This is a genomic window from Flavobacterium sp., assembly GCF_027531905.1.
GTDB lineage: Bacteria > Bacteroidota > Bacteroidia > Flavobacteriales > Flavobacteriaceae > Flavobacterium.
In genome coordinates, this window is the sequence record NZ_JAPZSU010000022.1 from 1 (window position 1) to 12,784 (window position 12,784).

The window sequence follows — 12,784 nt, forward strand, 5'->3', positions numbered from 1 at the left end:
TGAAATTCTATGGCGAAGAATAAAATATCAATGGTTAGATTTTGATGCTTATAAATCATTCGAAAACCTCAAAGAAAAATTAAATTTTGTCCTGACTAATTTTGGAACTAAATACGACATTAAATTTTAACCATTACTTAAACCATATGAGCCGTTCAAGAAGAAAACATTTGTGAAAAAAAGCGACTATTGGAAATGGTTGCAGGATTTCAATTTCAATTTTTTACCGACTAATATCACTTTCAATAGTAGCATAATCAGACAATACAATCGTCAGCAATTTCGTCAGGTAGATGTGGTTGGCATAGGACTTGATCCTTTGTATAGAAGAAATTTCGCCTTTAATTATCAATATGGCTTTAATTATAATTTGACCAAATCGTTAAAGTTAAATTATACGGCTTCTTCTAATAACATTGTAAAAAGTTATTTGAATGCAGACAATACGCCTATTGATTCCTTTACCATTTGGGATAGTTATTTTGATATTGGAAATCCTAATCAACACATGCAACAACTTATCGTAAACTACGAAATTCCGTTGAATAAAATCCCAGTATTTGGTTTTGTTAAAGCTAATTTTACTTATACAGGAGATTATAGTTGGCAACGCGCTTCGAATGCTTTTGACAATATTACTATTGAAGGGGTTAATTATAATTTAGGAAATACAATTCAAAATGCGAGTTCTAAAATTTTGAATGCTTCTTTTGCTATGGAAACATTCTACAAATACATTGGACTTTCCAAAAAATCACCTAGCTCTGGTGCTGCAAAACCTAAAACTGTAGCGCCAAAACCAGGAGAAAAAGTAGTAAATACAGCGGTTAAGCCATTGCAACAAAGAAGTCCATTTATGGATGGATTGATTGGGGTGTTGACAAGTGTGAAAAATATTCAAGTCAATTATACTCACAATAGTGGAACTGTTTTACCAGGTTTTACGCCTAGTGTTGGTTTCTTAGGATCTTCTCGTCCTTCACTTGGATTCATTTTTGGAAGTCAGGATGATGTTCGATACGAAGCAGCCAAAAGAGGTTGGTTAACTACCTATCAGGATTTTAATCAAAATTTTACACAAGTCACCAATAAGCTTTTAAAAGCGACAGCCAATGTTGATTTGTTTCCAGATTTTAAAATTGATTTAACTGCAGACCGCGCTTATTCTAATAATTCATCTGAACAGTATAGTGTTGTGGCAGGAAATTATACGCCATTATCTCCATATAGCTATGGCATGTTTTCTATTTCTACTGTTTTGATAAAAACAGCTTTTTCAAAAAGTGATGAAACTGGTTCGGCCGCTTTTGATGATTTTAGAACCAATCGTCTTGTTGTGGCCAATCGATTAGCAACACAACGAGGAATTGATATCAATAATCCAGGTAATATTGATGCAGACGGATTTCCTAAAGGTTTCGGAAAAAATAACCAAGCCGTTTTGTTACCTGCCTTTTTAGCAGCTTATACTGGAGGCAATGCCAATGATGTGTCTACAGGTATTTTTAGGAGTTTTCCAATTCCAAACTGGTCCATTAAATACAATGGATTTATGAGGTATACTTTTTTTAAAAATAATTTCAAAAGGGTTTCGTTGCTGCATAACTATCGAGCTTCCTATACCATCAATGATTATCGTTCTAATTTTGAATACACCAAAAAGCCAAATGGGGTAGATGCAAGCGGAAATTTTTATAACCCAACGGTCATTTCCAATGTGAATTTGGTAGAACAATTCAGTCCGTTAATTCGATTGGATTTTGAATTAAAGAACTCTTTCAAAGTACTGACTGAAATCAAGAAAGACCGGGCTTTATCAATGAGTTTTGATAACAATCTTTTGACCGAAGTAAAAGGAGTAGAGTATATTGTAGGTTTGGGATATCGATTCAAGGACGTGATTTTTTCTTCTCGCTTGGCGGATAATCCAACGGGGATTATTAAAAGTGATATTAATATTAAAGCAGATTTATCTTATAGAAATAACCAGACAATTGTTCGCTATTTAGATTATAACAACAACCAATTAGCTGCGGGACAAAACATTTGGCAATTGCGCTTGGCGGCTGATTATGCCTTTAGTAAAAATCTAACCGCTATTTTCTATTACGATCATTCGTTCTCCAAAGCGGTAATTTCAACTACGTTTCCACTTACTAATATTCGTTCAGGATTTACCCTTCGTTACAATTTTGGGAATTAATTTGGACTTATTCTATGTGAAAATTCAATACAAGATAGTTATATTTGCTTTTTATTATCAATAACACAACATTTATATATTATGAGCGTACCATCAAATTTAAAGTACACCAAAGATCACGAGTGGATTAGTATCGAAGGCGATATTGCAACGGTAGGAATTACTCATTTTGCACAAAAAGAGTTAGGAGACATTGTTTATGTAGAAGTAGAAACTTTAGACCAAACTTTAGATAAAGATGCCGTTTTTGGAACTGTTGAAGCAGTAAAAACAGTATCTGATTTATTTTTACCACTTACTGGTGAAATCATTGCTTTCAATGATGATTTAGAAAGTGCTCCAGAAACAGTAAATTCTGATCCATACGGAGCAGGTTGGATGATTAAAGTGAAAATTGCAAATCCAGCTGAAATCGAAGAATTACTTTCTGATGCTGCTTACAAAGAATTAATTGGTGCCTAAACATTTCTTTTTAGTTGTTGCACTGGTGTGGACTTCTTTGATGTGCTACGTCTGTTTAATGAAATCGTCAGATGTTCCTTCCATTAAAATAGTTGGAATTGACAAAATAGTACACATTCTATTGCATTTATTCTTCACTTTTTTTTGGGGAATCACTTTGGTTAAAAGTGGCAGATGGAGTAGTTTTTCAAAAGTGATGTGTTTTTCATTTTTGCTTTCCCTTGTCTTCGGATTGTTAATCGAATTCATTCAAGGCTATTATACTACTTCGCGAAGTGCAGATATTACAGATGTTTTGGCTAATATATTTGGTTCACTATTTGCAATTGCTCTTTTGTATCAATTTAAAGAGAAAAAGGAAATACAACAAAAATAGCGATAAGAATCCCATTTCGATGGGATTTTTTTTGTTTTAATCCTTTTGTTAGTTGCTAAATAAAGATAAATAGGGAACTCCACCCCAGTGTTTTCAATTAATAATGTATTTTTGTACGACTTATTTATCAATTCCAATTCCTTGTAAAATATGGATATTAGAACTTATCTTGATTCGACTTATTTAAAAAGCAATCAGCAAGCCAATGTAACTGAAGCAGAAAATATATCAGTGGCAAAATCCTTTATCGAAGAGGCTATTCGAGAGCATTTCAAACTCATTATGATTCGCCCTGATCGAGTGGCTTTGGCCAAAAAAATGATTCAAGAAGCTCACTCTAACCTATTGGTAGGAACAGTTATTGATTTTCCCAAAGGACAATCTGATCTAGCAACCAAATTGGCCGAAGCTCAACAAGCTATAAAGGATGGAGCGGATGATTTGGATTTTGTTTGTAATTATGAGGCCTTTAAAAAAGGTGAAATTGCTTTAGTTAAAGAGGAAGTTTTAAAAGGAACACAATTGGGGTTAGCCCATAAAAAAGTAGTAAAATGGATTATTGAAGTTGCAGCTTTGAATAATGGTCAAATAATGCAACTTTCTGCTTTGATCAAAAATGTTGTCATACAAAACTTCAAAGAAGAGCAATACGCAGCTGTTTTTGTAAAATCATCTACAGGATTTTATGTAACACCTAATAATGAACCTAATGGAGCAACTATTGAAAGCATTAAAATAATGCTCGAAAACGCTTCGCCATTACCTATAAAAGCTGCTGGTGGTGTTCGTAATTATGCAGATGCTCTTGAAATGATCCAGCTAGGTGTTCAGCGAATTGGTACTTCGGGAGCAAAAGCCATTGTGGATGGTGTAAATACTCAAAATGAATATTAACTATTTGTAAAATTATGTACAAACTTTACAGTGCGCTGTTCTTTTTTCTTGGATTAAACTGGTGTTGTGGACAAAACCTAAATGTTTCGGTTTTTAATGAAGTGGAACGTTTTCCTGTTTTTGAAACTTGTCAAAATCTTGAGACCAAACAAGTTGAAATGTGTTTTTATAATCAAGTGCAAGATTTTGTTTTTGCTAATTTCAAAGTGCCACAAAATGATGCTTTCAAAGGAAATATAAAAGTCCTTTTTGAAGTTACCGCAGAGGGGAAATTTAAAGTATTATACGTTGATGCAGTGTCAGAATCACTTAGTAACGAGGCAAAAAGGGTTTTTTCGAGTATGCCCAAAGTGAGTCCTGCCACGTATAATGGGAAGCCAACTTATTCTAAATATACAATTGCAATTACCATTCCTTTAAAATCAAAAGAACAGTTCGAGGCGGAAGCACTTGCCAAAGCAGAGATTCTCAATGTTAAAAATCCAAAACTAACGGAATTAGATAGTATTGTTTATAAAAAATACCGCAATCCAGAATACGAAAGTCATTTAAATGTGCCTTTTTCGCACAGTCTTTATGCGCAATTTGATGCCAAAATGAATCAAGTGGGAAGTAACAATCATACCGCTTCCAAGCCGTATACTTATGCTGAAGTAGCTAAGTATTATAATATGAAGGAAGTTAATGAGCAGTTGAAAAAGAAAGCTTCTGGTTGGTGGGCGAGAAAATTATGGAATGAAAACACTGTTGAGATTCAAGGCGAAGACTATTGGTTTACCTTAAATCCAATTTTTGATTTGCAATTAGGGAAAGCTTCTCAAACCGAAAATTCGTACACTTATGTAAATACTCGTGCACTCAATTTTAGAGGAGGATTGGGGAAACAATTGAATTTTACGACCACAGTTTTTGAAAGTCAAGGGCGTTTTGCAGATTATTATAATCAGTATGCGGAATCCATTAAGCCTTCGGGAGGAAATCCTGCTATAATTCCTGGAATTGGAATTGCCAAAAGATTCAAAGATGATGCCTATGATTTTCCTTTGGCGGAAGCCAACATTACTTTTACTCCCAATAGATTTATAGATTTACAATTGGGTTATGGCAGGAATTTTATTGGAGATGGGTATCGATCTTTGTTAGAAAGTGATGGTGCTAGTCCTTATCCTTATTTCAAAATCAATACTAATTTTTGGAAAATTAAATACACCAATACCTATATGTGGCTGAAAGATGTGCGTCCAGAAGTGACCGTAGATCGAACGTATGCTACCAAATTTATGGCCAATCATTATTTGAGCTGGAATGTTTCGAATCGTTTGAATTTAGGTTTTTTTGAATCGGTAGTTTGGACAAAAGACAATAACCGTGGCTTTGATATGAGTTTTGTGAATCCTATTATTTTTTACCGTGCGGTAGAGTTTGGGTCTTCCTCTAGAAGTGGAAATGCTTTGTTGGGTCTTACATTTAAGTACAAATGGGATGCTTCAATTAATGCCTACGGACAATTTTTGATAGATGAATTTTCATTGGGCGACATAAAAGGAGGCGATAATAGTTGGAAAAACAAATTCGGATATCAATTCGGTTTGAAGTATTATAATGCTTTCAAAGTGAACAATCTTTTATTGCAGTTAGAATACAATCACGTGCGTCCTTATGTGTATTCGCACAGTAATCCTATTACGAATTATGCGCATAACAATCAAAGTTTGGGACACCAATGGGGAGGAAATTTCAGTGAATTAATTGCTATTGCTCGTTATAATAAAGGAAGGCTTTTTGCCGATGCTAAAGTAACTGTAGGAACACGTGGTCTAGATTTTAATACTACTGAAGATAGTTTTAATTACGGGGGTAATATTTACAAAGACTACGATGAAAAACGTCCTTTCGATACAGGAGTAAAAGTAGGACAAGGGAACAAGACTAAAGTATTTATAGCAGACATTCAAGGTGGTTATTTGGTCAATCCTGCCACTAATTTGAAGCTTTTTGCTAGTTATATTTATAGAAACTTCGATCCTTCTCAAAATACAGTTGCCACTTTTACCCAAAGTACTAATTGGTTTACTTTGGGAGTTAGATCCGATATTTTTAATTTTTATTTTGATTATTAGTAGGTCTATTTTAATAGCAACTTTTTTTATGAGTTGTTTTTTGTCAAATCCCTTTTGATAACCTACTTTTGCAAAAGTTTTTATAAAAATAACACTAGTTTTAATCGTTTTGACAAATACAGTTTCCCTCAAATCCATTTATTTAGATTTTAAAGCCATCACTAAAGCAGGTCTTGCTATTAGTGTTGTTTTTTCTTCCATTGCTGGTTTTGTTTTGGGAGTTGATCATTTCGAAGCAAGCACTTGGTGGATATTGCTAAAATTAGCTATAGGCGGGTATTGCATGGTTGGTGCTTCAAATGCGTACAATCAGGTTATAGAAAAGGATCTAGATGCTTTAATGGATCGAACTAAGGATCGTCCAGTCGCTTCAGGAAGGATGCAACCAAGAGTAGCTCTAGCTGTGGCGACATTGTTAACTATTTTGGGATTAGTATTGTTGTATAGTATTAATCCAAAGTCGGCCATGTTTGGTGCGATTTCGATTTTTTTATATACTAGTGTTTATACGCCATTAAAAACAATGACTTCGTTGTCTGTTTTTGTTGGGGCATTTCCAGGAGCCATACCGTTCATGTTAGGATGGGTTGCTGCTACGGGAGAATTTGGAATAGAGGCAGGTACCTTGTTTTTGATTCAGTTTTTTTGGCAATTTCCTCATTTTTGGGCTATAGGTTGGTTCTTGTATGAAGATTATGAAAAAGCAGGTTTTTTTATGTTGCCGACAGGAAAAAAAGATAATGGAACGGCTTTGCAGATTATATTATACACCGTTTGGTTAATAATCGCGTCGCTTTTGCCAATGTTTGGCTATACGGGTTCTCTATTTTTAACACCTGTTGCGGCTATTTTAGTGTTTTTATTGGGATTATGGATGTTGTTTTATGCGGTAAAAGTTTATCAATTAAGAACAGCTAAGTCTGCAAGAACCTTGATGTTGGTGAGTGTTTCGTATATCACTTTGTTACAATTAATATATATAGTAGATAAATTTTTAAGATAGTATGGATATGACAATGACTAAAGACGAGCATCAATCCAGAACGGCAAGATCCTATAAGTTGATTTTGTTGTTTGCAATGGTAAGCATGACCATGATGTTTGCAGGATTAACAAGTGCCTTTGTGGTAAGTAAATCAAGAGTAGATTGGTTAAAAGATTTTCAATTGCCTTCGGCTTTTTTACTTAGTACTTTTGCTATTTTGGTGAGTAGTATTACCTTTCATTTGGCTAAAAAAGCAATACAACGTGACAATCACAAGGCTACTACACAATGGTTGTTGGTTACTTTAGCTTTAGGGATTGCATTTGTAGTATTGCAATTTGTAGGTTTTGGTCAAATTGTTGCCCAAGGTTATTTTTTTACAGGACCTGCTAGTTCGATTACTACTACATTCCTTTATATTGTAACCGTTATGCACTTGTTGCACTTAGCTGGAGGCTTGATTTCTTTGCTAATTATTATTTATAATCATTTTAAACAAAAATACAGCGCAACTCAATCTCTTGGAATTGAACTTGGTGTAATGTATTGGCATTTTCTTGATTTATTGTGGGTTTATTTATTTTTGTTTTTATATTTCTTTAAATAAGAAAAAAATGTAAATTTGGGAACTTTTTAACGAATTAATTTTATGGGAGCGACAGTTACTACTGCAAACAACGACGAAAAGACATGGGGTGGCGGAAATGAGCCAATGGGAGCGAGTTATGGTAAATTAATGATGTGGTTTTTTATCGTATCAGATGCCTTGACTTTCTCAGGTTTTCTTGCAGCTTATGGATTTTCTAGATTTAAATTTATTGAAACTTGGCCTTTAGCCGACGAAGTGTTTACTCACTTTCCATTTTTACACGGTGTATCAGCTCCGATGTATTATGTAGCCTTAATGACATTTATCTTGATTTTCTCTTCTGTAACAATGGTATTGGCTGTTGATGCAGGACATCAAATGAAGAAAGATAAAGTGGCACTTTATATGTTTTTGACCATTATCGGAGGTTTAGTTTTCGTGGGTTCTCAAGCTTGGGAGTGGAAAAACTTTATTAAAGGAGAATATGGTGCAGTAGAAACAACAGGAGGTAGTTTACTTCAGTTTGTGGATAAAGACGGAAAACGTGTTGCTTTGGCTGATTTTGCTAAAACTTTACCAGAAGAGCGTGAGCAATTGACTCGTAACAAAGCCAAATGGTTTATGAGTGAGCCAGCTTTACCATCTTATTCTGTGGCAGAAATTCAAGCAGGTTTCAAAGCTAATCCTGATATATTGGTTAGAACAGAAACTATCACAAAAGACAAAAAGAAATTAGTGCTTTCAAGAGCGGAGTCAGAAGCTAGATTAGCGGATGCAAAATTGGTTATTGAAGGTGCGAACTTAACGCATAACGAATACGGAAGTAAATTATTTGCTGACTTCTTTTTCTTTATTACAGGTTTTCACGGATTTCACGTATTTTCAGGAGTTGTAATCAATATCATTATCTTCTTTAATGTATTGTTAGGAACTTACGAAAAGCGTAGAAGCTATGAAATGGTAGAGAAAGTTGGTTTATACTGGCACTTTGTAGATTTAGTTTGGGTATTTGTATTTACCGTATTTTATCTTGTTTAATTTTAAAGGAACTTATTATTATGTCACACGAACACGTTTCTAACACAAAAAGAATTTGGTTTGTTTTCGGTTTATTATCAGCGGTAACTATAGTTGAGGTTATCTTGGGTATTATTAAACCTGAATCATTGCATTTTACTAATTTTCTTGGAATGAACTTGCTAAATTGGATATTCTATATATTGACAATTGTTAAAGCATATTATATTGTTTGGGCTTTTATGCACATGGAGGGAGAAAAAAAATCCTTACAAAGTGCTGTAGTTGCCCCACTAATATTTTTAATTTTATATTTACTTTTTATTCTATTAACTGAAGGTGATTATGTATTCGGGGTTTTTAAAAATTCTATCATTAAATGGAATTTTTAACTAAATATTAATTCAGAAAAGAGCTCCGAAATATCGGAGCTTTTTTTATTTTTACACTCTCAATACCACCCTTCTGATGAAAAAAAATATTGTTCTTTTTGTCTTGTTTATTCTTCCAATAGTAGCTTATTTATTTTTTGCTTCTGGAGTGAATAGTTTTACCAAATTACCTACAATTACACCTAAAGTTGCTGACTTTGGTAACTGGAAATCGTTGAGAGGAGATGTCGTTCGTTTAGATGGAAAGATAACTGTTCTTGGATTTTCAGGGACAAATTTGCTTGCCAATAGAGGAAATTTATTCAATTTGAATCAAAAGATTTACCAACGTTACCACACTTTCAAAGACTTGCAGTTTGTTATGCTTTGTCCACTTGGAACCGAAAAAGACGCCCAAGCTGTTTTGGATGCCTTGAAAGCTTTTACCGATGTAAAGCAGTGGAATTTTGTTTTCGCAACTCCTGAAGAGATTGCAAACTTTTACAAGCAAATGCAACTTAAGAGTCAATTGGATTCCAATTATGGCACATCCAACGTTTTTATTTTTGATAAAGAACGCAATTTGAGAGGAAGAAAAGATAAAGAAGAATACAAAGAAGGGTATAATACCTTTCATCCAGCAGAGTTGAGTAATGAAATGCTGGATGACTTTAAAATCCTTTTGTACGAGTACAAAGCGGCTTTGAAAAAGAATAATAACGCTACTAAACAATTGTAATATGTTTAAGAATAAATCATATATCGGGATATCCTTTATTATTTTAATTTTTGGAATTTATGCAATTCCTAAAATTATCGATCGAGTACAGGGCAATGCAGTTGTGAAATCGGATCGATTGGATAAAGATAGTGGAGCTGGAATTGCTGCAGAAAGTTTGGTAGACATTGGCAAAGCACCTTCTTTTGAATTTACTAATCAAGACAATAAAAAAATCAATAATGAATTTTACGAAGGGAAAGTTTATGTTTTGGAATTTTTCTTCACAACCTGTCCTTCCATTTGTCCAAAGATGAATTTGAGTATGTTGCAAATCGAGAAAACTTTTTTTGGCAACCCTAATTTTGGTATCGTATCAGTTACTATAGACCCAAAAACAGATACACCTGAAGTTTTAAAAGCGCATGCTAAGTTGTTAGGGGTTAAATCTTCAAATTGGAATTTTTTAACCGGAGACAAAACGGCTATTTTTGATTTGGCTAACAAAGGTTTTAATCTATATGCTGCTGCCAATAACAAAGTGAGTGGTGGTTTTGAGCATTCTGGTTTATTTGCTCTAATTGATAAAAAAGGACATATTCGTTGTAGAAATGATGAGTTTGGTAATCCAATTTTGTACTATGATGGATTAGATAAAAAAGGCGTTAAAGACATTCAAGAAGATATTAAATTACTTTTAAAAGAATAAAATGGAACAAAATTCAGTTGAGCAGAAATACAATAAATGGATTATAATACTATCTATTTTAATCCCTGTAGCGGTTGCTATATTGTTTAAAGTTAAATTAAAAGACTTTGGAATAGAAGTGGCACCACTTCGATTTTTACCTCCGATTTATGCTACAATCAATGGGATAACTGCGGTTTTGCTAATTTGGGCAGTACTAGCCATTAAAAAGGGGAATAGAGGTTTACACGAAAATTTAATGAAAACCGCCATAGGTTGTTCATTGGCTTTTTTGGTGATGTATATCGCTTACCATATGACGACAGATTCTACTAGTTATGGTGGAGAAGGTGTGCTTAGATATGTTTATTTCTTTATTCTTTTATCGCATATTCTGTTGTCTATTGCCGTAATACCTTTGGTACTTATTACTTATGTTCGTGCACTCGCTGAAAGGTTTGATAAGCACAAGAAAATAGCCAAAATCACCTTCCCAATTTGGTTATACGTTGCAGTAACTGGAGTAATCGTTTATTTAATGATAGCGCCATATTATGCTAGTTAAAGATAGAAATCACAAGAGAGAAATAAAAACTAGTAAATTACAATTCCTGCTTTTGGGAATTTGTTTTTTCCTTTTTGAGTTTTCTTCGTATGCGCAATGTGCAATGTGTAGAGCAGCATTAACCAGTGAAGGCAATGCTACAAAAGCAGCAGCGGTTAATGATGGTATCGTGTACCTAATGGTAATTCCATATCTTTTGGTTGCTGCGCTAGGGTATTATATTTATCGAATGAAAAAGAAAAAATCATAATAAAAAAGGCTGAATTATTAATTCAGCCTTTTTTATAGTTATTTCAATCCATCTATGGTGACTTTAACATTCCCTTTTACATTGATAAAAGCAATGATGGCTTGATTGGTTAATTGAATTTTTTGAAATTGGATATCCTCCATTTTTCCATTTACAAAAACACCTGGCATTGGTGAATAATTAGTGAGGTAACTCATCATGCTTTTTTTGCCTTCTTCTAAATTGGGCTGAATAGAATACCTGCAATTGGCTTCTATTTTTCGTAAAATAATGCCTTGTGCAAGCCAATTGGCTGTTCTCATCAATCGGTTTTTAGTATCTAAAACATAATCTAATTTGTAAAAATATATTTCTTTGGTTTTTTCATTGTATTGAGGAAATCCAGAAAGATATATTGTACCGTTCACACTTCCTAATAGGTCTAAAGCAATCACCATTTTGTCATTTTTATGCCAAATGTTTACTTGTTTTACCGTCACTTTTTTACTTCCTGAACCAAATACTTGCCCACTAAAATTTTTGCTCATAATTCTTGAAGCCTCTAAATATGTTGAAACTGCCGCAATATTGGTATTGATTTGTTGTGGAATTTGCGTTACTGGTTTTAAGAGTATTTTGTTTTTGTCATATTTTGATGTTGGTTTTGCACCAATTAGCGTTTCCATATTGCATTTCATTCCCATTTCTAACACAAAAGTGTCGTTTTTTAATCGGGCATCTGTAGTGTACACTTCAATAGGAGTAATTCTTAGCCAGCTGGAGTAAGCTTCACTCATTTCGAAAGGTGTGCAGATTTTTTCAAGTGCATCCAATACGTTGGGTTTAAAATCCATTGATTTTTCAATCGATTCATCAATTTTTCTTTCAATTTTAGATTTGAATAAGCTAATGGTAGGGTTGATGATATATGTGATTGGAACGTTTTTGCCCAATAGCACCATTGTGGGGCTTTCCTTCCAGTCTAAAGATTTTAATTCAGTTTTGGTGTGCATTCGCCAATTGGTTAGGCTTATATCGCTATGCAATGTTACTACCCCATTCAAATTGAATTCTTTGTAGGTGTAGAGTTCTACTCCTAGTTTTTTGGTGCCAATGCGGTATTTTACCCAGATTTTTAGGGGAAAAACTGTTTTTATCTTTTCAGTTGTTCCTTGGTGTGCATTAGTAATGGTAATTGGTGCTTCTTTCCAAACCTTCAATTCAATATCGTCGTCTTCAATAGTGTTGTCTTCATAAATCAATCCATTGAGTAGTGTATTGGTCTTGTTCTCAATGTCTTTTAGTTTTATTGTCACCGGGAGGTTGATGAAGGAAGGACTGTTCTCGTAAACTAATGGAACTGCGTCGTCAGGTTCGGGTTTTAAAGCATCTAACTTACTTGCTGTAGAGCAACTTACCAATAATGAAATTGCTAATATTATAGTAATAAAGAAAAGGAATTTTGACATTTGATGATGGTTTGTTTTGGTAAAAATACTAAAACAAATATTATTCCAGTTTTTTTGTAACATTTTCAAAGCAATCGAGTCTTATCGTTTAGAATTGT

13 protein-coding genes and 1 pseudogene are annotated in these 12,784 nt (G+C 33.8%); 13 read left to right on the forward strand and 1 reads right to left on the reverse strand.

Annotation, left to right across the window (positions count from 1 at the left end; translation table 11 throughout):
• Window positions 1-148: 148 nt before the first annotated feature.
• From sprA to O9307_RS06970, 13 genes and pseudogenes are all read left to right on the forward strand, one after another.
• A pseudogene (gene sprA, locus O9307_RS06910) lies at window positions 149-2,203 on the forward strand (cell surface protein SprA); the annotation flags it as partial.
• Window positions 2,204-2,284: 81 nt separating this feature from the next.
• Window positions 2,285-2,665, forward strand: a complete 381-nt coding sequence (gene gcvH / locus O9307_RS06915; protein WP_064716335.1) for a glycine cleavage system protein GcvH — start codon at window positions 2,285-2,287, stop codon at window positions 2,663-2,665.
• Between the two features lie 58 nt (window positions 2,666-2,723).
• The gene (locus tag O9307_RS06920; RefSeq protein ID WP_298296860.1) at window positions 2,724-3,041 is read left to right on the forward strand and encodes a VanZ family protein; all 318 of its coding nucleotides are present in this window, start codon (window positions 2,724-2,726) and stop codon (window positions 3,039-3,041) included.
• Window positions 3,042-3,191: 150 nt separating this feature from the next.
• Complete coding sequence (gene deoC / locus O9307_RS06925) at window positions 3,192-3,935, forward strand: deoxyribose-phosphate aldolase (protein ID WP_298296863.1); 744 nt, start codon at window positions 3,192-3,194, stop codon at window positions 3,933-3,935.
• 14 nt (window positions 3,936-3,949) lie between these two features.
• Window positions 3,950-6,055: a gliding motility protein RemB gene (locus O9307_RS06930; protein WP_298296866.1), complete on the forward strand. Its 2,106-nt coding sequence runs from the start codon at window positions 3,950-3,952 to the stop codon at window positions 6,053-6,055.
• 103 nt (window positions 6,056-6,158) lie between these two features.
• Window positions 6,159-7,058 (forward strand): heme o synthase, encoded by a 900-nt coding sequence (gene cyoE, locus O9307_RS06935; protein ID WP_298296958.1) that lies wholly within the window; start codon window positions 6,159-6,161, stop codon window positions 7,056-7,058.
• 1 nt (window position 7,059) lies between these two features.
• Window positions 7,060-7,647, forward strand: a complete 588-nt coding sequence (locus tag O9307_RS06940) for a cytochrome c oxidase subunit 3 (protein ID WP_298296869.1) — start codon at window positions 7,060-7,062, stop codon at window positions 7,645-7,647.
• A gap of 42 nt (window positions 7,648-7,689) precedes the next feature.
• Window positions 7,690-8,667: a cytochrome c oxidase subunit 3 gene (locus O9307_RS06945; protein WP_298296872.1), complete on the forward strand. Its 978-nt coding sequence runs from the start codon at window positions 7,690-7,692 to the stop codon at window positions 8,665-8,667.
• 20 nt (window positions 8,668-8,687) lie between these two features.
• The gene (locus O9307_RS06950) at window positions 8,688-9,038 is read left to right on the forward strand and encodes a cytochrome C oxidase subunit IV family protein (RefSeq protein WP_298296875.1); all 351 of its coding nucleotides are present in this window, start codon (window positions 8,688-8,690) and stop codon (window positions 9,036-9,038) included.
• Window positions 9,039-9,114: 76 nt separating this feature from the next.
• Window positions 9,115-9,756: a hypothetical protein gene (locus O9307_RS06955; RefSeq protein WP_298296878.1), complete on the forward strand. Its 642-nt coding sequence runs from the start codon at window positions 9,115-9,117 to the stop codon at window positions 9,754-9,756.
• A gap of 1 nt (window position 9,757) precedes the next feature.
• A complete protein-coding gene (locus O9307_RS06960) occupies window positions 9,758-10,444 on the forward strand; it encodes an SCO family protein (RefSeq protein WP_298296881.1) in 687 nt (228 codons plus the stop codon).
• Between the two features lies 1 nt (window position 10,445).
• A complete protein-coding gene (locus tag O9307_RS06965) occupies window positions 10,446-10,988 on the forward strand; it encodes a DUF420 domain-containing protein (RefSeq protein WP_298296884.1) in 543 nt (180 codons plus the stop codon).
• Complete coding sequence (locus O9307_RS06970) at window positions 10,978-11,238, forward strand: hypothetical protein (protein ID WP_298296886.1); 261 nt, start codon at window positions 10,978-10,980, stop codon at window positions 11,236-11,238. Before O9307_RS06965 ends, O9307_RS06970 begins: the two co-directional genes overlap by 11 nt.
• A gap of 38 nt (window positions 11,239-11,276) precedes the next feature.
• On the opposite strand, the gene O9307_RS06975 is transcribed toward O9307_RS06970, so the two are convergent.
• Entirely contained in the window at window positions 11,277-12,686 is a 1,410-nt protein-coding gene (locus tag O9307_RS06975) for a DUF4403 family protein (protein WP_298296889.1), read from the reverse strand.
• Window positions 12,687-12,784 lie beyond the last annotated feature (98 nt).

Bases quoted from the DNA above. Each gene is read 5' to 3' on its own strand.
- gcvH (WP_064716335.1), top strand. From the start codon at position 2,285: ATGAGCGTACCATCAAATTTAAAGTACACCAAAGATCACGAGTGGATT.
- O9307_RS06920 (WP_298296860.1), top strand. From the start codon at position 2,724: ATGAAATCGTCAGATGTTCCTTCCATTAAAATAGTTGGAATTGACAAA.
- deoC (WP_298296863.1), top strand. From the start codon at position 3,192: ATGGATATTAGAACTTATCTTGATTCGACTTATTTAAAAAGCAATCAG.
- O9307_RS06930 (WP_298296866.1), top strand. From the start codon at position 3,950: ATGTACAAACTTTACAGTGCGCTGTTCTTTTTTCTTGGATTAAACTGG.
- O9307_RS06940 (WP_298296869.1), top strand. From the start codon at position 7,060: ATGGATATGACAATGACTAAAGACGAGCATCAATCCAGAACGGCAAGA.
- O9307_RS06945 (WP_298296872.1), top strand. From the start codon at position 7,690: ATGGGAGCGACAGTTACTACTGCAAACAACGACGAAAAGACATGGGGT.
- O9307_RS06950 (WP_298296875.1), top strand. From the start codon at position 8,688: ATGTCACACGAACACGTTTCTAACACAAAAAGAATTTGGTTTGTTTTC.
- O9307_RS06955 (WP_298296878.1), top strand. From the start codon at position 9,115: ATGAAAAAAAATATTGTTCTTTTTGTCTTGTTTATTCTTCCAATAGTA.
- O9307_RS06960 (WP_298296881.1), top strand. From the start codon at position 9,758: ATGTTTAAGAATAAATCATATATCGGGATATCCTTTATTATTTTAATT.
- O9307_RS06965 (WP_298296884.1), top strand. From the start codon at position 10,446: ATGGAACAAAATTCAGTTGAGCAGAAATACAATAAATGGATTATAATA.
- O9307_RS06970 (WP_298296886.1), top strand. From the start codon at position 10,978: ATGCTAGTTAAAGATAGAAATCACAAGAGAGAAATAAAAACTAGTAAA.
- O9307_RS06975 (WP_298296889.1), bottom strand. From the start codon at position 12,686: ATGTCAAAATTCCTTTTCTTTATTACTATAATATTAGCAATTTCATTA.